The sequence below is a fragment of the Chryseomicrobium aureum genome, from assembly GCF_016909155.1.
GTDB classification, from domain to species: domain Bacteria; phylum Bacillota; class Bacilli; order Bacillales_A; family Planococcaceae; genus Chryseomicrobium; species Chryseomicrobium aureum.
On sequence record NZ_JAFBFG010000003.1, the window covers coordinates 43,804 to 61,740 of the forward strand.

The window sequence follows — 17,937 nt, forward strand, 5'->3', positions numbered from 1 at the left end:
GTTAGGGTTCGACATCCTTGTCTTTTCACCCTACATACCTTTTATCGGAAGATAAAAAAAAATGTTTAGTTATTTTTCGAATTATTTTTTCAAGTGCTTTAATAGGTCCATCGAAATACGAGCTGCTTGATTTTCTTTTCGGATTTCTTCATAGATTTCTTGGCGATGAACAGCAACTGTTTTAGGGGCATTTATTCCAACTTTTATTGTTTCTCCTTCAAGTGCAGTGATGATGACTTCAATATCATTGCCAATTCGAATGCTTTCTCCAACTTTTCTTCCTAGAACTAACATTTAAGCATCCCCTTTCAAGGGATGCTTAACAGATAATGTTGGATCTTTTTGTATGTATTGAAGTGCTTTTTTTGATTTTAAATTTAAGAGTAAGGGTGCCTTCAAATTTGTGGTTGAGGTCTCAAGACTTTGTTTAAGCGTTACAAGTGTTAACAGAATGACATCTTCAGACGATTCTACACTTAACTTGTCCTGAATCGTCGCTTCAATATGAACCGAGTATTCCGGAACCAGTTTAAATGGATCAATAGCTAAAAATCCGACTTCGCCACGTGGTGATTGCAGTTCGTAAAAAGTAGCATTAAAAGGGAGATCTAAGGGTGTTAAAGTAAGCTCTCTCAAATCTTCAAAGCCTAATAAACCCTCTGGAAATTCAAAAGTTTCGTTCATTATTATACTCCTCACATTGAGACAACGTTCCGCATCTCAGGTAGTTTCTTTTGCATGATTGTCGTAAAAGCAGTAACAAGCTTCGGATCAAATTGCGTCCCAGCATTTTCTTTAATTATACGTAAAGCTTCCTCCGGTGAACGCTTGCGCTGATACACCCTATTAGTTGTCATGGCGTCATACGTATCAGCAATTGCCATTATTCGTGCAGACAAGGGTATTTCTTCTCCAATCAGTCCGGTTGGATAGCCATTCCCATCAAAGCGCTCATGATGGTATAAAATTGCATCTCGAATCGTTTGATTTCTCATTACCGGTGCGTGTTGTAATAAATCCATACCAAGTTGAGGGTGCTTCTTAATTTCACTGTACTCCTGCACAGTTAAAGAATCTGGTTTGATTAAAATAGCATCGGGAATAGCAATTTTTCCAATATCGTGTAATAGACCAGCTACGTATAGGTTTTGCTGAAATTCAGCATATAAATTTAGCTCTTTCGCTATCCAAACTGATTTTTCAGCTACATTTCTCGAATGTTGCGCAGTATAGTGATCTCGCATTTGAATAGTCTGAAGTAGTGAATAAATACTTTTCATTTCAGTACTTCGTGCTTCTTGCAGTATTTTTAATGCAGACAACGAGAAGATTCCAATTCCAATATAAAGTGCACTAATTACTGCGAGCATTGACCAATTATGTGAGGTGAATGCCTCTGAATACGTATAATAACGCAGTCCTATAAAAATAACCGCCATTAAAAAAATATAAATCCTTCGGTTAAACAACAAACTATAGCCGAATATCAGTACATAATATAATTCTGGCCCCATATGATTGGGAATAAGAACATGCTCCACCCAGAAAACAATAGGTGTAAACAAAACCATTAGAAAAGTTAAAAGTTCTTTTCGTTCTGCAAACGATAAGATGGCATCTATTAACACTACTCCATAACGAGGAGCAGCAATTTTTTCAACTTCGAGATCAGTGCGCGAAACAAAACTGTTCATGGGCTCCTCCGAGAAAATAGACCTTTGTATACGTATTATCGGATAATTCTATAAATAGTTTAGTATTTTTTTAATCTTAACTTGTTTTTATCAAACATTAAATAATTCTAAAAATAAAATATTGTAAATAAATAAATAGAACCCGAAGCAAGATGCCCCGGGTTCTGTACCACGCTCATTTATTTTATTTTAGTCTTGTCCAATCAATTCAAGTTCCACTGGGATATTTGCTTCTACTTCTTCCCCAGCTAACACTTTCATTGCTGTTTCGACACCAATCTCACCAATCATCGCTGGTTGTTGTGCGATTGTTCCTGCTAGACGACCATCTTCTACTGAAGCGACTGCATCATCTGTAGCGTCAAAGCCTACAACGACGATGTCTTTACCAGCTGCTTCGATTGCTTCAAGTGCTCCAAGTGCCATTTCATCGTTGTGTGCGAACACACCCGTGATGTCAGGGTTAGATTGCAAGATGTTTTCCATTACAGATAAACCTTCTGCACGGTTGAAGTTCGCTGTTTGTTTTGCAACGACATCTAGTTGGTCTGCTGCTACTGAGTTAAATCCTTCTCCACGCTCACGTGCTGCAGAAGAACCTGGTACACCTTCAAGCTCTGCTACTTGTGCGCCTTCACCAACTAGAGATACCAAGTATTCTCCAGCCATTTGGCCACCTGCTGCGTTATCAGATGCTACGTGTGCAACAACTTCTCCACCTTCAGCAGAACGATCAAGCGTGATTACTGGAATACCTGCTGCGTTTGCAGATTCAACTGCCGCTGCTACTGCTGCAGAATCCACTGGGTTGATCAAAATAAAATCAACGCCTTGTTGAATCAAGTCTTCCACGTCAGAGGCTTGCTTCGAAGCATTGTCTTGTGCGTCTACCACTGTCATTTCCGCTCCAAGTTCTTCTGCTTTTGCTTCAGCGCCATCTGTTAACGTGACGAAGAATGGGTTATTCAATGTAGATACTGAGAAACCAATCGTTGGTGTTTCATTCGTTGATTCTGTGTCTCCTGATTCGTTCGACGATGTTGGTGAATCCAATGAACATGCTGCAAGGAATAAGACTGCTGCAAGACTTACTAGTACCCAAATTTTCTTCATAGTGTTCTCTCCCCTTAAATAAGTTTTTTGCGATCAATCAAGACCGCGAATAGTATGACAAGTCCTTTTACAACTTGCTGGAAAAAGGACGAAACCCCAATAAGATTTAACCCGTTGTTTAGAACACCAATGATCAGTGCTCCGATTAATGTACCGACGATCCAACCACGCCCGCCTGTTAGACTTGTGCCTCCAAGAACGACTGCTGCGATTGCATCAAGTTCAAACATTTGTCCGGCTGTTGGCTGTGCAGAGTTTAGACGTGACGTCAAAATAAGGGCTGCGAGTGCCGATAAGAAACCTGTTAAAGAATAAACATAAATTTTGATACGACCTGTTTTAATTCCTGATAGTTTTGATGCCTCTTCGTTTCCACCAACTGCATAGACGCGGCGACCGAATGTTGTTTTCTTTAAAATGAAGTAAAGTATTCCAAAGCTGATCAACATTGTGACGACTGGTACAGGAATTCCTAAGAAATAGCCTTTCCCAAGCATTTGGAATGTCAATGAATCACCCAATCCTGAAATTGGACGACCTTCTGTATACACAAGTGTCAACCCACGATAGATGGTCATCGTTGCAAGTGTTGCGATAAAGGGTGCGACATTCCCTTTTGCAATTAATACACCGTTCACTGCACCGAGTAGTGCACCTAGAATCAATCCGAGTAACATTGCTAAGATTGGGTCCGTTCCACCTGCCATCATTCCAGCAGTCACTGCGCCTGTTAGGGCTAAAATCGAACCGACCGATAAATCAATACCACCAGTCAAAATAACAAATGTCATCCCAAACGCGATAATCGCATTGATTGATACTTGGCGAAGAACGTTCAATAAGTTGCTCACTGACAAGAAGTCAGGATTTAAAATCGTGATAATGGTAACAATCAAAAACAGTCCAAGGAACGGAACCAATTTTTGAATCAACCCTTGTTTCGATGCGGTTGTACTAGACACGTGTTCCACCTCCTGTTGCGTAATTCATAATCGTTTCTTGCGTCAGGTCTTTGTTGTCGAGCTGCGCTGTGAGTTTGCCTTCATGCATGACGAGCACACGGTCCGCCATTCCAAGAACTTCCGGAAGTTCGGAGGAAATCATGACAATCGCGACTCCCTTTTCAGCAAGTTCATTCATAATCGAATAAATTTCTTTCTTCGCCCCGACATCCACACCTCGTGTTGGTTCATCCAAAATTAAAATAGAAGGATTCGTCCCTAACCATTTCGAGAGAACAACTTTTTGTTGGTTCCCCCCACTGAGTGACTTCACAGGCAGTTCCGGGCTTGATGTGCGAATACCCAACCGTTCTTTCATTCGATCAAACAGTGCACGCTCTTTTTTCGCCGACATCAATCCATTTGAAGAAAGGGTGGGAAAATTCGAAAGACTAATGTTTTGTTCCACGCTAAAATCGAGAATCAAGCCTTCACTTTTCCGGTCTTCAGTCACGTACGCGAGCCCGTGTCCAATTGCATCATGCGGTGTTCGAATTTTGACGGACTTGCCGTTGATTTTGACTTTTCCAGCCGTCGCTTTTTTGTAGCCAAACAAAGATTGGACGATTTCTGTGCGACCTGCTCCCATAAGACCAGCAAGTGCGACAATCTCTCCTTGTTTCACTTCAAAACTCACGTCTCTAAAATACGGATCTCGAGTCAGTCCACTTACTTCTAAAATTGTGTCACCTAGAGTTGCAGCACGTTCTGGAAAACGATCCCCTAGGGCACGGCCGACCATCATCTGAACAATTTCATCGAAGTTTGTCTCCGCAATTCGTTTCACGCCAACCCACTGGCCATCACGAAGAACTGTGATGCGGTCACAAATCGCAAAGATTTCTTCCATGCGGTGGGAGATATAGATGAATGCGACACCTTTGTCTTTTAGTGCGCGCACGGTTTTAAAGAGTTGTTCAATCTCACGGTCTGTAAGTGCTGCTGTCGGTTCATCCATGATGATGACTTCTGCATTTGAAGACAGCGCACGGGCGATTTCCACGATTTGCTGCTGACCAACGGACAATGTCGCTGCTTCAGCAGATGGATCAATGTTTAGACCGAGCTCAGCAAGACGTTGCTTCGCTTCTGTTTCCATCTTCTTCGTCTTCAAGATGCCTGTTTTCCCTAGTGTTTCTTCTTTTCCTAAAAACAAGTTTTCAGCAATGGATAGATAAGGCAAGATGTTAAGTTCTTGGTGAATAACTGCGATGCCTGCCTCTTCTGCTTCTTGAGGCGATTTGAAAGCAACTTCTTGGCCCTTCCACGTAATCGCTCCCTCATCTTTAGGGTGAATGCCTGTCAACACCTTCATCATCGTCGACTTCCCAGCCCCGTTTTCTCCCATCAGTGCGTGGATTTCTCCAGGCTCAAGGTCGAACTCGACATCTCGCAAAACGGTGTTGCCGTTAAACGCTTTTGTGATTCCCTTCATGTGAAGCATACTGTTCACCTCCGCTTAAAAAATGACTCCGGACTGTAAAATGATATTGGCATACGGCGTTGCTTCGCCGGTGCGAATAATGACTTTGGCGTGTTTGGTTTGTTCTTTAAATGCTTCATGCGAAACGTATGTTAATTCAAATTGACTGTTTAGTACGTGAAATACATCCTCATTGAATTGAGGTAGCTCATTTGCCACTATGGCTTTTTCAGTTTGGAAGTCTTCAGTGACCGCTTTCACGATATCAAGAAACGCTGGTTTTCCAAGCGTGTAGGAAAGGTCAATACACTTCACACCATCTGGAATGGGTAGGCCACAGTCTGCGATAACGAGTTGATCCGTATGTCCCATCTGCGCTAACATTCCAGCTAGCTCACGGTTTAAAATTCCTTGCTTCTTCATCGTGTCATCCTTTCATCTACAGCGGCTCGTTTTGGCATTCCTGTTTGTGCACCAAGCGCTTCAACCGAAAGTGAGGCAGCTGCGTTTGCGAATTCGATGGATTTGGCGAGTTCCCAGTTTTGACTCAGTCCATATGCAAGTGCTCCATTAAACGTATCCCCTGCTCCGGTCGTATCAACCACTTCGACTGGGTAACCGGTTACATATACAGCATCCGACTCCCCAGGATACATTGCCCCGTCTTTCCCAAGTGTTACAATGACTTGGTTTTGGAAGGATTGGATTGCTTTTTTCCACTCTGCTCCCCAAATAGTTTCAGCTTCTGATTCATTTGGTGTAAGTAGAGCTCCGTACTGTAGTAAACCTTCATGAAAGTCGTCAGTTGGTGCTGGGTTTAAAATCGCTTGGACGTTATGTTCTTTGCAGATAGCAAGACCTTTTTCCACCATTCCCACTGGAATCTCTAATTGGAAGACAACCACTTTGCTTTGAGGAATGATTCGTTCCATCTCTAGGACCATTTCTTGTTCCCATTCGTGATTCGCTCCAGGTACTACGATGATGCGGTTGTCTTGATCAGAAACTAAGATGTTTGCAATGCCTGTTGGCTTGTCGACACGTTTAATAGAAGCAGTATGAATACCTTCGTTTTGAAGATTCTCTGTTAGTTCCCTGCCAAATGCATCATTCCCCACAACACCGAGCATCGTTACGTCTGCTCCAAGCCTTGCTGCTGCCACTGCTTGATTCGCACCTTTCCCTCCTGGAATCGTTGCAAACAAATCACCGAGACGCGTTTCGCCTTGTTTTGGAAAATTATCTGTGCGGACAACGAGATCCATATTAATGCTTCCAATGACTGTAATCATGATGTCTCACTCCTTGTTGTTCCGCGGTGAACAATTTCAACCGGAACTTCGTAATACATTTTTTCGAGTGGTTCGTTTTCCACTTGTTTAATCAGTATCCGAGCAGCCATCGCGCCAAGTTTATAAATATCTTGTCTGACAGTCGAAAGCGGCGGGGACAACATTTCGCCCAGTTGAATACCATCAAATCCAATAATCTGAATATCCGAAGGAATGTGTAGCCCAAGTTCCGTACACGCTCGAATAGCTCCAAGTGCTGCTACATCACTACTTGTGACAATCCCATCCACTTCTTTATGCGGTGTTAGATAGGCTTTCACTTTCTCATAGGACTCATCAAAATGGAAGTTTGCTTGAATATGGTGATGCGCAACATCTGTCACACCGAGCATCGCTTCTTCAAATCCTTGTTTTCGTTCACTCGCAGATTGAATGTGGTCTGGCCCTTCTACAAAAAGAAGCTCTTTGCAACCGGAAGCAATCAAGCTTTTCGTGCTATCTTTTACTCCTTGGCGGTTACTAGAGATGACACATGGAATCGAAGCATCAATCGGGCGATCGAGTGCGACCATTGGTTTTTTTAATTTCATGTAGAGGTCACGGTTTTGCTGACTTGATGTCACAATGAAACCCGCAACATACTTTTTTTCTAGCGTTTCGATATAATTGCGTTCTTTTACTGGGTTTTCATCTGAGTTACATAATACGACTGTGTAGCCATAAGTAAGTGCAACGTCTTCTACTGCTCGCGCGAGTTCTGGGAAGAACGGGTTAGTAATGTCAGGTAAGATCAAACCAATCAGGTTGGATTGTTTTGTCGTCAAGCTTCGTGCAACCGCATTCATTTCATAGTTCAGTTCGCTGATCGCTTTTTGAACCGCTTGTGCCGTTTCGACGCTGACGTATCCTTTTGCATTTAAGTAGCGAGAAACCGTGGCGACAGATACCCCCGCATGTTTTGCTACGTCTCGTATAGTCGCCATTTGGTTGCCTCCTTCTAAAATCACTGTATGTGTAACCGGTTACACATAGAATAAAGCGTCCCATCTTACGTGTCAAGAGGAGAAAATTCTGGATATAATGGAAGTTGAACAAAGTAAGAGGACTACCTGAAGGAATCTCATGAAGTTTGAAAGGAGTTTTCATGACTAACTTACTTTTAATTAGACACTGCTCAGCAACAGGGCAACAATCTGATGCTCCACTGACTGTTGAAGGTTTTCAACAAGCAAAAGAACTTAGCCAGCATCTTGAAAGCTATTCGGTTTCGAAAATCATTTCTAGTCCGTACCTTAGAGCTGTTCAAACGATTGAACCGTTTGCGAAACATTTTGATATTCCTATTCACCTCGACGCTCGTCTACAAGAAAGAATTTTGAGCTCATCAGATTTACCAGATTGGATGGAAAAACTGGAAGAGACATTCAATAATTTTAACTTAAAATTTGAAGGCGGAGAGTCTAGTGCTGAAGCTTTAAATCGTATTGAACAATGCTTGAAGGAAATCAAAGTGGAAGATAATAGCTTCGTAGTAGTTGTTACTCACGGAAATCTAGCATCCCTCTTACTCACTTCACTCGATACGAACTTTGGTTTTGAAGGATGGCGTAATATGCCTAACCCTGCCATTTATAAACTAAGCCAAGGAAGTAGCTCTAAAGTACATTTAGCTACAAAATGAGACAACCACTGGGGTTGTCTCATCAATTCACTCTGCCCAACGAACAATGCTGGCACGTAAAAACTCCGCAGCTCCTGGTGCATGTTGATTATAATAGGAAGCAAACCGTTCATCTGCCACATACATTTCACCTAAGCCTTTATGGGCATCGGCTGTATACTGTGGCCATGTATAACTGAGCCAGGATTTGTGAAGTGCAACCAGTTCCTTTGCATCCTCAGATTCGACAGTGTGATTGTTAGCTGCTCGTTTTAGTGTCTCAAAAATCTTTTGCTCCACTGCTTGCATCTCTGCAAACGATTCTTCTGATAAGCCCATCACCTTCGCATTACTCGCATCCACCAGCTCATCGCCATACTTTTCTCGAATTTCTTCCCCATAGTGGTGTTCATTGTCTTCAAGTAAACTCTTTTTCAACCCTGTGAATTTTTCACCGTTCGTCATACTCGTTCCTCCTCGTTTCGCTTCGATTGTTTTATCAAGAGTTTCAAGCACTTCCGCGATTCTTTGCTGTTTTTTCAAAAGCAACTCCCTATGACCTTCAAATGCTGAAAGGTCATCAAACTCTGGAGAATTTACTAGCTCAGCAATCACTTGTAGCGGAAATTCAAGTTCTCGAAAAAACAGAATTTGCTGAAGGCGATCCACTTCGAAATTTGAATATAGACGATAGCCAGCTTCTGAAACCGTCGCTGGCTTTAACAACCCGTGAAACATACCAACATTAAAAGTTTACTATACCATGGCCCTCCCACTTCAAGAACAAAAAGTCCAGGAAATGATGAACCACCTACTAAAAAACCAATTACGAACACTACCAATAAAAATAATTGCACAATAGAACTCCTCTGTTTGTGATGAAATAAATGTGTACTCTTATTCTACCGTGCGATTTCTATCTAGACCAGTATTCATATAATCAATAGACATCGTTTCTAATATGCGTCAGTGCTGGGATGTTTGTCCGTGCAGACTCAACGAGTTCCGATTTTAGGTCGGCAATCGTAACACCTTCTCCTTCGGAAGCCCTTGCCACCACTACTCCCCACGGATCGATAATCATACTATTACCAAAACACTCTTTCCCAGGATGATACGTCCCGTGCTGACCCGCCGCAATTACATAGCATTGATTTTCAATAGCGCGGGCACGAAGAAGTGATTCCCAGTGAAGCATGCCCGTGTAACGTGTGAAAGCTGCGGGAACAAATAAAATCTTTGCCCCCTGTTTCACATACTGCCGGTAGAGTTCCGGAAAACGAAGGTCATAACAGATACTTAGGCCAGCTTTGCCAAAAGGAAGTTCCACAGTTTCAAGAGTTGATCCTGCCTCAAAAAAATCTGACTCTTTGTGTGTAGATACACCTGGAATATCAATATCGAACAAATGAATCTTTCGGTAGCGCCTCGAAAGTTCTCCGTCCGGAAAAACAACATAACTTGTATTATAGGACTTCGTATCAGAATAGGTTTCGGTTATACTGCCGACATGAATGAAAAGGTTCAACTCTTTTGCGAGCTGTTGAAACAACTGGGTTGTTTGCCCAGTAGGTATCTCTTCTGCTGAATGAATCTTTTCAGCATCTTGCCCTAAGAAATTGCAATTTTCGGGAAGAGATACGAGTTCTGCTCCAGCGGTTGCTGCTTCTCGAATGAATCTCTCAATTTTTTTTAAATTGTGTTGTTTATCTTGTCTCGAATTCAATTGGATGACTGCTACTTTCACCAACTCACACCTTTCCATTCTATTTCGTCACACTATGCCATCGGTCGAGGGGTTCGAATCTCTCCAGGGTCGTAATTCTATTACAGCTTATCTTGGTTTCTCTGATAAGGCTCTGCTATTTCGATTGATTCTTCATACGGCGTTGAATGTCGCGTGTCTTCAAGCGGAAATTTTTGATCCACATCGGGTTTGATGCCCATCGTGAACTCATCGACAGGTGAGAACGTGCTTGGTGGAACAGATTTTTTGATAAGAACTTTGTACAAAATATAACCGACTAGTCCAAATACTACGAGTGCATAGATAGCGCCCATTTGCCTTCTCCCCTTTACAGAATATGGTGCTTTAAGTTTATCATATTTGCTTTATGAAATAACCCCTGGGGTTGTCTCACATACCGGAATACTCATCACTGTCAGCTGTAAATAATGGCCCGTCCATATCATGGTTCGAAACGTCTTATTCTCAAGAGTGGCTTCTTCAATGTTTAACACAAGTGGCTCAGGACATGAGTTATAATGGTGCATCAAGTCATTCCTTTCATGTATCATTAGTGTAGTGTATGCAGATGCATAGTTTGTGTCAGGGCACTTGCAACATTTCACGGATTTCGTCGTCTAAATTTCACATCACGAAAAAGGAAGGTGCTTGTGTTATGAATGAAAACTTGGAGTCTACTCTTGACGCGCTTTCCACAATTCAAATAACAGCCAACCCAAATAATGAGCCTGTTACAGTTCTTGGATTCGCTGAGGGCATGCGATGCATTGGCGTGGGAACAGACGCAGCTGTCTTTCATTCTTCTGAGACACCGGAATATGCGTTTAAAGTGTATGCGAACGAAAAGAGGGAAAAAATCGCTGTGGAAGCTGAGGTCTATAAACAACTTGGCGATTCTCCGTATTTTCCGACGTGCTACGCCGCCACTGCCTCTGTCTTAATAGTAAGTTATGAACCAGGCATCACGTTTTTTGACTGTATTCTGCAAGGTATTTCGATTCCTAAAGAAGCAGTTGAGGATGTAGAGAAGGCACGAGAGTATGTTCGGAGCAAAGGTCTAAACCCTCGAGATATCCATCTTAAAAATGTTTTATTACAAGACGGCCGCGCAAAAATAATTGATGTATCGGAGTATGTGCTACCTGGTAATGACAATCGGTGGGAAGATTTGAAGCGTGGTTATGAAGACTATTATCATCTTTTTGAGGGCCGTGCAGTGCCGTTTTGGATGGTAGAGACGGTTCGAAAATGGTACAACAACCGTTCTGAAGGGTTTTCATATGAGGACTTTGCGAACAAAGTAATGCGATTTTTTATCAAAAAATAAGTGTAGTAGAGCCTTCCATCTCGAACTTTGATGGAAGGTTTTTTCATTCATATAAAAAAGCATAGTGACAGTTAATTCAGCCTAGTGCTATACTTATCCTCGAGTTACTAATTCAATATTTTGTGGATGTTTTGTTCAGGTACTACAACATGTAGTTTAAAAGGGAAGTTAGTGAAAATCTAACGCTGTCCCCGCAACTGTGATGCTGACGAAAGCTCAATAACCACTGTGCACGTGCATGGGAAGGGAGCCAGAGGATGACGCAAGCCAGAAGACCTGCCGAACAAAACCGATTCAGACGTTTCTTCGGGGATTGGGAAATGGAGACTTTCTTCATTTCTTTTTTGTGAAACGTTTCCATTTCTCAGCTGTCTCTTCGGAGGCAGCTTTTTTGTTTATAAGGAACGTCTACCCAAAATGGAAAGGAGATTTATGACCAAAACTACATCAAAAGCCCGCTACTCGTGCTATCCATTTATGCGTGAAAAGAGCTGCCTTGTTGATTACGAGATTCGTACAGACTCTCTGACAACTCGAATTGGGGAGGCTCTTGCTAGTCTTCGCATTGAAAAACAACGCGAGGAAATCGCAATTTTAGAACGCCTCCAACCGCTTGCCTACCACCTGAACGGATCAGTTCGAGGTCGCATGGCTATCACCGAACAAGACCTTGCGTGGTTGGATGACATTTATGATCGGTATATCACACGTCGTGATGACTGGAAGAACTTCTACCTTCCACAAGGTACACAGGGTGCCGCGCTGCTTCATGTTTGCAGAAGTGAAGCAAAAAAGTCCTATCGTGCATTGCATATGGTGTCACAAGAACGTCCTGTCGATGAATTGTTATTTTCCTTTCTTGGATTACTCGCGAACGTCTTCTTCGTGCTAGCCGTCGCCGTAAACCAGAACCAAGGAATCGAAGAAATCGTCTTTCACTCAAAATCATATGGAAAAGGATGAATACTCACATGAAAAAATGGCTTTCTGCAGCAGCATTTCTCACACTTGTTTTAGCTGGCTGCCAACAACAAGCTTCAGATGCAACTGAAACACCAAACGAACAAACAGAGGAAACTACTGAATACACCGTGACAGATGACCGTGGCGAAGATATTATACTTCCAGAAGTACCTGAAACCATCGTCTCTCTTCAACCAAGTAATACAGAAATCCTTTTTGACCTAGGAGTTGGTGAAAAAGTGATTGGTGTAACGGAGTTTGATACATACCCGGAAGAAGCAGCAGACATCGAGCGCATCTCCGACTCGATGACGATTAATGCCGAGCGCATCATTGAAATGGATCCAGACGTTGTCATTGCGTATACAATTGGCGATGACTTGCAAATCGCTCCACTCGAAGAAGCAGGCATTCCAGTGGTTGTTATCGAAACCGCTTCTACTTTTGAAGATGTTTACGGAGACATCGAACAAATTGCAACTGTAGTGGGCGCTGAAGAACGTGGTGAAGAATTAATAGAAGAAATCAAAGCACAAATTGCAGGCGTGAAAAAAAAAGTAGCAACCCTCGACACACCAAAACGCGTGTACTTTGAAATTTCTCCTGCTCCAGATATCTGGTCAACTGGAGAAGGTTCATTCCAACAAGAGATTTTAAAAGCTGCTGGAATTGAAAACATCTTTGCAGATCAAACTGGCTGGTTCAATGTCTCGAGCGAAAGTATTATTGAAAAAGATCCAGAAGTTATTTTGACGACGGTCAACTATGTGGACGACCCAATTGGTGAATTGATGAGTCGCCCAGCATGGGAATCTATCACTGCTGTAAAGAACGAAGCCATCTATCAAGTAGATAGCGATATTATGAGTCGCCCTGCAACTCGGATCGGTGAGGCTGTTGAGCTTGCTGCCCAAACGGTGTATCCAGAGTTGTTTGCGCAATAAAATCAAGTAAGATTTCCGGAATCGTACGGTTCGTTGATCGAACTACCTGAGCAGTTGTATATAGAGGAAAATCATAGCCAGTTAGACGATAGCGACTGATGGCGACTTCAAAGCGCTCATCACCAAAAACATCTCGCCCTCCAATTTGGAGCTGTGTGATACGTTTGCTAACAGGACGTGTGATATCTACCGTATAATCGATTCCACCCCACACATCGTGTACATACGGAGCGGGTGCTAGTTCTCTGATTTCAGATGAAAAACAGGGCACACCCGTTTTTGGATGAACAGTAAATACAGCGGCACTTTCTTCAAGTAAAGTTTTGACCTGACTTCCCGTCAATTCGATGATCTGGAGAGGTGCTGCATGTGGTGTGTGACGCAAGACATCCCTGCGCGTAATAGAACCAAAGAACCCGCCATTTTCTAGATAGGGCATTTCAAATACGGTCAACTGAGCACCTGTCGCTAGTTGAAAGACTTCATGCATCAAGTCATGAAATCTGTGCCTATGCAGTCTGGATGAAAGCATTCCGGAAAACCGAGTATCCTGTGGCCACTCGGCAATGACTGTATCAAGCCATTCATCTGCTTCCGTCGGCTCGTTCAAGTTGTTTTCAATTGTACGAAACGCACTGGAGAACTGATTCGATGCAGTTTCTGTGTCAATCATCACTTCGGTATAGCCAATTGCGTGAGATCCCGGTTGAACAATGTGTACACCATTGACCTCAGTATTCATTCGCAGATGCTGATGACCTGTGATCAATAGATCAATTTCAGGGAAAGCGTGCGCGATTCGGAGCGCCTCATTTTCACTCTCAGCACCGTGAAATGGCCAGTCACTATCTGGATCTCGTTCAAAACCACCGTGATAGCTAACGATTAGTAGATCAGGTGACTCACTAGCTAAAATAGAAGGTATCCATTTTTTCAAAGCTTCCACCGGGTTACGAATGTCAAGGTGACTAAGCTCACTAGTCTCGTCCCACTCCCGAATAAGTGGCGTCGTTAGTCCAATAATCACGAGTTTTATCCCTTTGATATGTTTGACTACATAGGGTATAAAGCCAGATACGTTGGCACAAATCCACTCATAGGGCATATCATTTTGTGCTGTTTTGAATGTTCGATAGGAATGTGTGAATTCATGATTTCCAGGAACAGCAACAGAAATCAATTCTTTTGCTAGATCCAAAATTGGTGGCCGTTTCTTCATCATCTCGTAATAAAAAGCTTCCGGACTTCCATAGAAAAAGTCTCCATTGTCGATAATGAGATCCGGTTGTTTTTCTTCCAGTTCATGGGCAAGACGCTTAAACTGTCGCTCTTCACCATGTACATCACTAATCACTGCAATCTTGATCATTTCAACACCTCTTTGACGAGTAGTATACAAAACCACAGGAGGAATCTCTATGCTTATTTTTGTTTCAGGCGGCGCACGCAGTGGAAAAAGTCAGTTTGCAGAAAAACTGGCCACTTCCCTCATAACCACCTATCCCCCTCTTTATATCGCTTCTGGACAAGCAACCGACTCCGAGATGATGGAACGCATTCAACATCACCAGCGGCTCCGAACGTCAAGTGGGGTCGCATGGGAAACTATCGAAGTCCGCGATGCCCTCACGCCACTCGAGCGACCGTTTCCAACTGAACAGCCGATTTTGTGGGATTGCTTGACGACATGGCTCGGCAATTTTTGGTTTGAGAATGTCGACAAAATAACACTAGTTGCTTCATTGAAACAACAAATTTCGATGTGGAAAAAGACTGGGACCCCTGTCATTTTAGTGTCGAACGAGGTATTTGACGAGCCCACATCCGTATACCCGGAGACGGAGGAATACAGAAAGTGGCTCGGCGAACTTCATCAATGGATTGTAGCCGAGTCAGATTGCAGCATAGAAGTGACGTTTGGAATCCCAAAGGTCTGGAAGGAGCCTCAAGATGAAAGAACTACTCAGTGGCTTGCCACTTGCCTTACAGTTTTTTAGTAGCGTTCCTGTTAAAGCCACCTTGCCGATGACAAAACGGTCCATCACTTCAATGTTCGCCGTTTTTCCTCTCATCGGATTACTTGAAGGAACACTTCTTTTCGGACTTTATACACTCTTATCGAATGAGTTTCATGTCGTACTCCTTGCAGCTTTATTGGTTGCAGCACATCTTGCCTTTACAGGTGGTCTCCATTTAGATGGTCTGACAGATACTGCAGACGCTTATTTTTCTTATAAAGACCAGGCAAAACGTCAGGAAATATTAAAAGACCCTCGTGTGGGAGCGTTTGGTGCGATGACAGTTGGCGTCTCTTTACTGATGCGGTTCGGAATTTACGTGCAGTTGATAAGCTTAGAGCTTTCCATACTTTACTGGCTAGTGATTCCGATTTTAATTCGGTGTGGAATGGTGTTGTATTTAGTTGGAACAAATCCATCTAAAGAACACGGCATGGCACATTTTTTTAGACAGCATTTCTCATTCCTTCCCCTGACATTTATCCAACTCTTTATTCTGGCTACTTTGATTGTACTGCTTCCAGTTAGCAGTGGCCCTGTTGCGGTTCTTTTCATTGGGATTTGGTACTTCAAAATCTGGACGAGAAAGCATTTTGGAGGGGCATCCGGTGATATGTGCGGAGCATTTATAGAAGGAGGCGAATTAGTCGTATGGCTCGTCTTATTGATCTTATTATAATGCGACATCTACCAACTTATGGAAATCAACAAAAACAGTATATCGGGTGGACAAATCAAGAAATTTTGGATGCAGAAGTTCCTCCACTCACTAATCAGGAGATTCAGGTCTATTCTAGCGACTTGATTCGATGCATTCAAACCTCAACACTTTATTTTCCAAGAAGCACGGTACATACAGATGCAAGCTTCCGGGAGTTGCATTTTGGTGACTGGGAAGAAAAGACGTATGCAGATTTGCAGTTCGATACAGCTTATAGAAACTGGATTGATCGACCACTTGAATCCACACCACCAAAGGGTGAATCGTTTAGCGAGTTTGAAACACGCGTACATCAAGCTTTGTTTAATTTACTAGACACTTCAGATAGTCCATTGATTTTAGTAGTCCACGGTGGTGTGATTCGATTAATAAAGTCTTGGTTTACTTTAACGCCCTTCCAGCAAGCAGCTGCAGGGCACAACACAGTTTTTCACTTCACATTAGAAAAAAAGGAGAGCTGGTCATGCATATCGTATTCGGAGGTGCCTATCACGGCAAGCGAGCCTTTGTTCACGCGTATCTTGAAAGAAACGATGTAACAGTTCAATGGATTCATGCAGATGAAACAGAATTCGATCATACAAAAGATGTACTTGTCTTTGATGGTATCCAAGCGGCGTTATTTCCTCTTACAAAAGAACAGAGATCCGAATGGCTAGATACGTTACAATCTGCTGCTTCGAACCAAACAATCATCTGGATTGTTGAAGATATTTCCCGGGGAATAGTCCCTTTGCAAAAAGAAGATCGTGTATTGCGTGATGAATCAGGGCGAATCACACAATACCTTGTCGCAGAGGCCACTTCTGTGACACAAATCTGGTACGGACTACATGAAATGAAGAAAGGAGTGTCGATATGGGCATGACAAAAAAACTTACTCTAGCCGCACTTTTTGTGGCTCTTTGCGGAATCGGTGCACTTATTAAGTTACCTGGTCCATTCAGTAGCGTTGCCCTTGATTTGACCCCTGCACTTTTAAGTGTGGTATTTCTTGGTCCTTTATGGGCAGGAGCGATTGCAGGCATCGGTCACATCGTGTCAGCACTCAGTGGCGGCCTTCCACTTGGGCCGTTTCATTTCATCGTAGCACTCGAAATGGTAGGAATAGTCCTGATATTCGGATGGTTTATCCGACGAAACCGACAATTACTCGGGTATATATGGGTTACGTTGGCTACAGGCCTTCTTGCGCCTCTTCCATTCTACTTTCTGATCAGTCCCGCTCTTTATAGCGCTTTGGCTCCTCTTCTTTTAGTAGCTACAGCAATCAACTGCTTGCTTGCCTCTATTGCGTCACCTTTAGTAAAACGTGCAGGGCGACAGGAGTTGATTCGGTGAGAGATGCTATTTTTTTAGGCAACGAGTTGTGGATGGGTGTTGATAATTCTGCGGGAATTGGTGAAAAACCTGGAGATGTACTAAGTGCGAGTGAGAGTTTAGTCGCGGAAATGGCAGCAAGAGTAGCTTTATTAGAATTATGGTGTGTTGAGGCAGAAGCGCAGCAAATTGTCGTAATCAATTTTACGGGAAATGCTGCTTGGAATTTCTATAAACTCGGTATCGAACGATTATTCCAAAACATTGGGCTAGACTGCCCTCCTATTGCCGGATCAACAGAGTCGAACATGACCACATTACAGTCAGGAATTTCCGTACAAATTATTGGAAGCCGCCAGAAAAAATGTTGGTATCAGACAAAGAAAAAACTGACACCTGCCGAGCAACCAGGCAACTGGTTTCTAATTGGAAAACCCTTGGTTGGCCAAGCGGTTTTAAACACCCCAACTGAAGTTGTTGCACTAAAAGAGCTTTATTTGGCACGACTTTCGGATTCCATTTCGTATTGTCATCCGTGTGGTTCTTCTGGTGTCGATGCAGAACTGTCTCGTTTAGGAGTTCGTGCATCTAATCCTATTCCACCCGGAAGCGCAGGGCCATCAACCTGTGTACTTGTAAAGTCGCCATTATCTTTAGATGCGTTGCAACGACTATTCACTGCAAGTGTGCTGGAGATTTGAGTTAGGTGAGATA

General features: G+C 42.9%; 24 protein-coding genes and 1 riboswitch. Of the genes, 10 read left to right on the forward strand and 14 right to left on the reverse strand.

The features are described 5' to 3' along the window. Positions 1 to 81 precede the first annotated feature (81 nt). From csrA to JOD03_RS04480, 9 genes are all read right to left on the reverse strand, one after another. Positions 82 to 294 carry a carbon storage regulator CsrA gene (gene csrA / locus JOD03_RS04440; RefSeq protein ID WP_204589633.1) on the reverse strand — a complete coding sequence of 71 codons (213 nt, stop codon included), beginning with the start codon at positions 292 to 294 and terminating at the stop codon, positions 82 to 84. Continuing rightward, complete coding sequence (gene fliW / locus JOD03_RS04445; RefSeq protein WP_204589634.1) at positions 295 to 684, reverse strand: flagellar assembly protein FliW; 390 nt, start codon at positions 682 to 684, stop codon at positions 295 to 297. Between the two features lie 11 nt (positions 685 to 695). Continuing rightward, positions 696 to 1,694 (reverse strand): HD-GYP domain-containing protein, encoded by a 999-nt coding sequence (locus JOD03_RS04450; RefSeq protein WP_204589635.1) that lies wholly within the window; start codon positions 1,692 to 1,694, stop codon positions 696 to 698. Positions 1,695 to 1,883: 189 nt separating this feature from the next. Further along, positions 1,884 to 2,807: a ribose ABC transporter substrate-binding protein RbsB gene (rbsB, locus tag JOD03_RS04455; RefSeq protein WP_204589636.1), complete on the reverse strand. Its 924-nt coding sequence runs from the start codon at positions 2,805 to 2,807 to the stop codon at positions 1,884 to 1,886. Between the two features lie 14 nt (positions 2,808 to 2,821). Then, entirely contained in the window at positions 2,822 to 3,769 is a 948-nt protein-coding gene (locus JOD03_RS04460; protein ID WP_338032430.1) for an ABC transporter permease subunit, read from the reverse strand. Then, positions 3,762 to 5,252: a sugar ABC transporter ATP-binding protein gene (locus tag JOD03_RS04465; RefSeq protein WP_204589638.1), complete on the reverse strand. Its 1,491-nt coding sequence runs from the start codon at positions 5,250 to 5,252 to the stop codon at positions 3,762 to 3,764. The genes JOD03_RS04460 and JOD03_RS04465 overlap by 8 nt, the downstream gene beginning before the upstream one ends. A 15-nt stretch (positions 5,253 to 5,267) precedes the next feature. Continuing rightward, positions 5,268 to 5,654, reverse strand: a complete 387-nt coding sequence (gene rbsD, locus JOD03_RS04470) for a D-ribose pyranase (protein ID WP_204589639.1) — start codon at positions 5,652 to 5,654, stop codon at positions 5,268 to 5,270. Next, positions 5,651 to 6,523 (reverse strand): ribokinase, encoded by an 873-nt coding sequence (rbsK, locus tag JOD03_RS04475; RefSeq protein ID WP_204589640.1) that lies wholly within the window; start codon positions 6,521 to 6,523, stop codon positions 5,651 to 5,653. The genes rbsD and rbsK overlap by 4 nt, the downstream gene beginning before the upstream one ends. After that, positions 6,520 to 7,506: a LacI family DNA-binding transcriptional regulator gene (locus JOD03_RS04480; RefSeq protein ID WP_204589641.1), complete on the reverse strand. Its 987-nt coding sequence runs from the start codon at positions 7,504 to 7,506 to the stop codon at positions 6,520 to 6,522. Before JOD03_RS04480 ends, rbsK begins: the two co-directional genes overlap by 4 nt. Before the next feature lie 161 nt (positions 7,507 to 7,667). Here JOD03_RS04480 and JOD03_RS04485 point away from each other — a divergent pair, with 161 nt between their 5' ends. Further along, positions 7,668 to 8,204, forward strand: a complete 537-nt coding sequence (locus JOD03_RS04485; protein ID WP_204589642.1) for a histidine phosphatase family protein — start codon at positions 7,668 to 7,670, stop codon at positions 8,202 to 8,204. 27 nt (positions 8,205 to 8,231) lie between these two features. Here JOD03_RS04485 and JOD03_RS04490 read toward each other — a convergent pair whose 3' ends face one another. The 4 genes from JOD03_RS04490 to JOD03_RS04505 form a co-directional block, all read right to left on the reverse strand. After that, positions 8,232 to 8,921 (reverse strand): MerR family transcriptional regulator, encoded by a 690-nt coding sequence (locus tag JOD03_RS04490; RefSeq protein ID WP_204589643.1) that lies wholly within the window; start codon positions 8,919 to 8,921, stop codon positions 8,232 to 8,234. Between the two features lie 202 nt (positions 8,922 to 9,123). After that, on the reverse strand, positions 9,124 to 9,930 hold the full coding sequence (locus JOD03_RS04495; RefSeq protein ID WP_204589644.1) for a nitrilase-related carbon-nitrogen hydrolase: 807 nt from the start codon (positions 9,928 to 9,930) through the stop codon (positions 9,124 to 9,126). An 80-nt stretch (positions 9,931 to 10,010) separates the two neighbouring features. Next, positions 10,011 to 10,244 carry a hypothetical protein gene (locus tag JOD03_RS04500; RefSeq protein WP_204589645.1) on the reverse strand — a complete coding sequence of 78 codons (234 nt, stop codon included), beginning with the start codon at positions 10,242 to 10,244 and terminating at the stop codon, positions 10,011 to 10,013. A 51-nt stretch (positions 10,245 to 10,295) separates the two neighbouring features. Further along, on the reverse strand, positions 10,296 to 10,457 hold the full coding sequence (locus tag JOD03_RS04505; RefSeq protein ID WP_204589646.1) for a cupin domain-containing protein: 162 nt from the start codon (positions 10,455 to 10,457) through the stop codon (positions 10,296 to 10,298). Between the two features lie 128 nt (positions 10,458 to 10,585). Between JOD03_RS04505 and JOD03_RS04510 the strand changes: the two genes are divergently transcribed. The 3 genes from JOD03_RS04510 to JOD03_RS04520 all read left to right on the forward strand — a co-directional run bounded on the left by JOD03_RS04510 (position 10,586) and on the right by JOD03_RS04520 (position 13,164). Further along, a complete protein-coding gene (locus JOD03_RS04510) occupies positions 10,586 to 11,257 on the forward strand; it encodes a serine/threonine protein kinase (RefSeq protein ID WP_204589647.1) in 672 nt (223 codons plus the stop codon). Positions 11,258 to 11,376: 119 nt separating this feature from the next. Beyond that, a riboswitch (cobalamin riboswitch) is annotated at positions 11,377 to 11,555 on the forward strand. 134 nt (positions 11,556 to 11,689) lie between these two features. After that, positions 11,690 to 12,220, forward strand: a complete 531-nt coding sequence (locus JOD03_RS04515; protein WP_239584833.1) for a hypothetical protein — start codon at positions 11,690 to 11,692, stop codon at positions 12,218 to 12,220. An 8-nt stretch (positions 12,221 to 12,228) separates the two neighbouring features. Beyond that, entirely contained in the window at positions 12,229 to 13,164 is a 936-nt protein-coding gene (locus tag JOD03_RS04520; protein ID WP_204589649.1) for an ABC transporter substrate-binding protein, read from the forward strand. Here JOD03_RS04520 and JOD03_RS04525 read toward each other — a convergent pair. Beyond that, positions 13,082 to 14,533: a bifunctional metallophosphatase/5'-nucleotidase gene (locus JOD03_RS04525; protein ID WP_204589650.1), complete on the reverse strand. Its 1,452-nt coding sequence runs from the start codon at positions 14,531 to 14,533 to the stop codon at positions 13,082 to 13,084. The two genes, JOD03_RS04520 and JOD03_RS04525, sit on opposite strands and share 83 nt — an antisense overlap. A gap of 49 nt (positions 14,534 to 14,582) precedes the next feature. Between JOD03_RS04525 and JOD03_RS04530 the strand changes: the two genes are divergently transcribed. The 6 genes from JOD03_RS04530 to JOD03_RS04555 are packed head-to-tail and all read left to right on the forward strand — an operon-like array spanning position 14,583 to position 17,924. Beyond that, entirely contained in the window at positions 14,583 to 15,161 is a 579-nt protein-coding gene (locus JOD03_RS04530; protein ID WP_204589651.1) for a bifunctional adenosylcobinamide kinase/adenosylcobinamide-phosphate guanylyltransferase, read from the forward strand. Beyond that, positions 15,115 to 15,861 (forward strand): adenosylcobinamide-GDP ribazoletransferase, encoded by a 747-nt coding sequence (gene cobS / locus JOD03_RS04535; protein WP_204589652.1) that lies wholly within the window; start codon positions 15,115 to 15,117, stop codon positions 15,859 to 15,861. The genes JOD03_RS04530 and cobS overlap by 47 nt, the downstream gene beginning before the upstream one ends. Next, positions 15,834 to 16,442 carry a histidine phosphatase family protein gene (locus JOD03_RS04540; protein ID WP_204589653.1) on the forward strand — a complete coding sequence of 203 codons (609 nt, stop codon included), beginning with the start codon at positions 15,834 to 15,836 and terminating at the stop codon, positions 16,440 to 16,442. The genes cobS and JOD03_RS04540 overlap by 28 nt, the downstream gene beginning before the upstream one ends. Continuing rightward, the gene (locus JOD03_RS04545) at positions 16,367 to 16,771 is read left to right on the forward strand and encodes a bifunctional adenosylcobinamide kinase/adenosylcobinamide-phosphate guanylyltransferase (RefSeq protein WP_204589654.1); all 405 of its coding nucleotides are present in this window, start codon (positions 16,367 to 16,369) and stop codon (positions 16,769 to 16,771) included. Before JOD03_RS04540 ends, JOD03_RS04545 begins: the two co-directional genes overlap by 76 nt. After that, positions 16,762 to 17,244, forward strand: coding sequence for an ECF transporter S component (locus JOD03_RS04550; RefSeq protein WP_204589655.1), 483 nt, complete (start codon positions 16,762 to 16,764; stop codon positions 17,242 to 17,244). Before JOD03_RS04545 ends, JOD03_RS04550 begins: the two co-directional genes overlap by 10 nt. Beyond that, positions 17,241 to 17,924 carry a hypothetical protein gene (locus tag JOD03_RS04555; RefSeq protein WP_204589656.1) on the forward strand — a complete coding sequence of 228 codons (684 nt, stop codon included), beginning with the start codon at positions 17,241 to 17,243 and terminating at the stop codon, positions 17,922 to 17,924. Before JOD03_RS04550 ends, JOD03_RS04555 begins: the two co-directional genes overlap by 4 nt. Positions 17,925 to 17,937 lie beyond the last annotated feature (13 nt).

What these genes read in the sequence shown, in the direction of transcription:
- csrA (WP_204589633.1), bottom strand. Translation starts at nt 294, where the DNA reads ATGTTAGTTCTAGGAAGAAAAGTTGGAGAAAGCATTCGAATTGGCAAT.
- fliW (WP_204589634.1), bottom strand. Translation starts at nt 684, where the DNA reads ATGAACGAAACTTTTGAATTTCCAGAGGGTTTATTAGGCTTTGAAGAT.
- JOD03_RS04450 (WP_204589635.1), bottom strand. Translation starts at nt 1,694, where the DNA reads ATGAACAGTTTTGTTTCGCGCACTGATCTCGAAGTTGAAAAAATTGCT.
- rbsB (WP_204589636.1), bottom strand. Translation starts at nt 2,807, where the DNA reads ATGAAGAAAATTTGGGTACTAGTAAGTCTTGCAGCAGTCTTATTCCTT.
- JOD03_RS04465 (WP_204589638.1), bottom strand. Translation starts at nt 5,252, where the DNA reads ATGCTTCACATGAAGGGAATCACAAAAGCGTTTAACGGCAACACCGTT.
- rbsD (WP_204589639.1), bottom strand. Translation starts at nt 5,654, where the DNA reads ATGAAGAAGCAAGGAATTTTAAACCGTGAGCTAGCTGGAATGTTAGCG.
- rbsK (WP_204589640.1), bottom strand. Translation starts at nt 6,523, where the DNA reads ATGATTACAGTCATTGGAAGCATTAATATGGATCTCGTTGTCCGCACA.
- JOD03_RS04480 (WP_204589641.1), bottom strand. Translation starts at nt 7,506, where the DNA reads ATGGCGACTATACGAGACGTAGCAAAACATGCGGGGGTATCTGTCGCC.
- JOD03_RS04485 (WP_204589642.1), top strand. Translation starts at nt 7,668, where the DNA reads ATGACTAACTTACTTTTAATTAGACACTGCTCAGCAACAGGGCAACAA.
- JOD03_RS04490 (WP_204589643.1), bottom strand. Translation starts at nt 8,921, where the DNA reads ATGTTTCACGGGTTGTTAAAGCCAGCGACGGTTTCAGAAGCTGGCTAT.
- JOD03_RS04500 (WP_204589645.1), bottom strand. Translation starts at nt 10,244, where the DNA reads ATGGGCGCTATCTATGCACTCGTAGTATTTGGACTAGTCGGTTATATT.
- JOD03_RS04505 (WP_204589646.1), bottom strand. Translation starts at nt 10,457, where the DNA reads ATGCACCATTATAACTCATGTCCTGAGCCACTTGTGTTAAACATTGAA.
- JOD03_RS04510 (WP_204589647.1), top strand. Translation starts at nt 10,586, where the DNA reads ATGAATGAAAACTTGGAGTCTACTCTTGACGCGCTTTCCACAATTCAA.
- JOD03_RS04515 (WP_239584833.1), top strand. Translation starts at nt 11,690, where the DNA reads ATGACCAAAACTACATCAAAAGCCCGCTACTCGTGCTATCCATTTATG.
- JOD03_RS04520 (WP_204589649.1), top strand. Translation starts at nt 12,229, where the DNA reads ATGAAAAAATGGCTTTCTGCAGCAGCATTTCTCACACTTGTTTTAGCT.
- JOD03_RS04525 (WP_204589650.1), bottom strand. Translation starts at nt 14,533, where the DNA reads ATGATCAAGATTGCAGTGATTAGTGATGTACATGGTGAAGAGCGACAG.
- JOD03_RS04530 (WP_204589651.1), top strand. Translation starts at nt 14,583, where the DNA reads ATGCTTATTTTTGTTTCAGGCGGCGCACGCAGTGGAAAAAGTCAGTTT.
- cobS (WP_204589652.1), top strand. Translation starts at nt 15,115, where the DNA reads ATGAAAGAACTACTCAGTGGCTTGCCACTTGCCTTACAGTTTTTTAGT.
- JOD03_RS04540 (WP_204589653.1), top strand. Translation starts at nt 15,834, where the DNA reads ATGGCTCGTCTTATTGATCTTATTATAATGCGACATCTACCAACTTAT.
- JOD03_RS04545 (WP_204589654.1), top strand. Translation starts at nt 16,367, where the DNA reads ATGCATATCGTATTCGGAGGTGCCTATCACGGCAAGCGAGCCTTTGTT.
- JOD03_RS04550 (WP_204589655.1), top strand. Translation starts at nt 16,762, where the DNA reads ATGGGCATGACAAAAAAACTTACTCTAGCCGCACTTTTTGTGGCTCTT.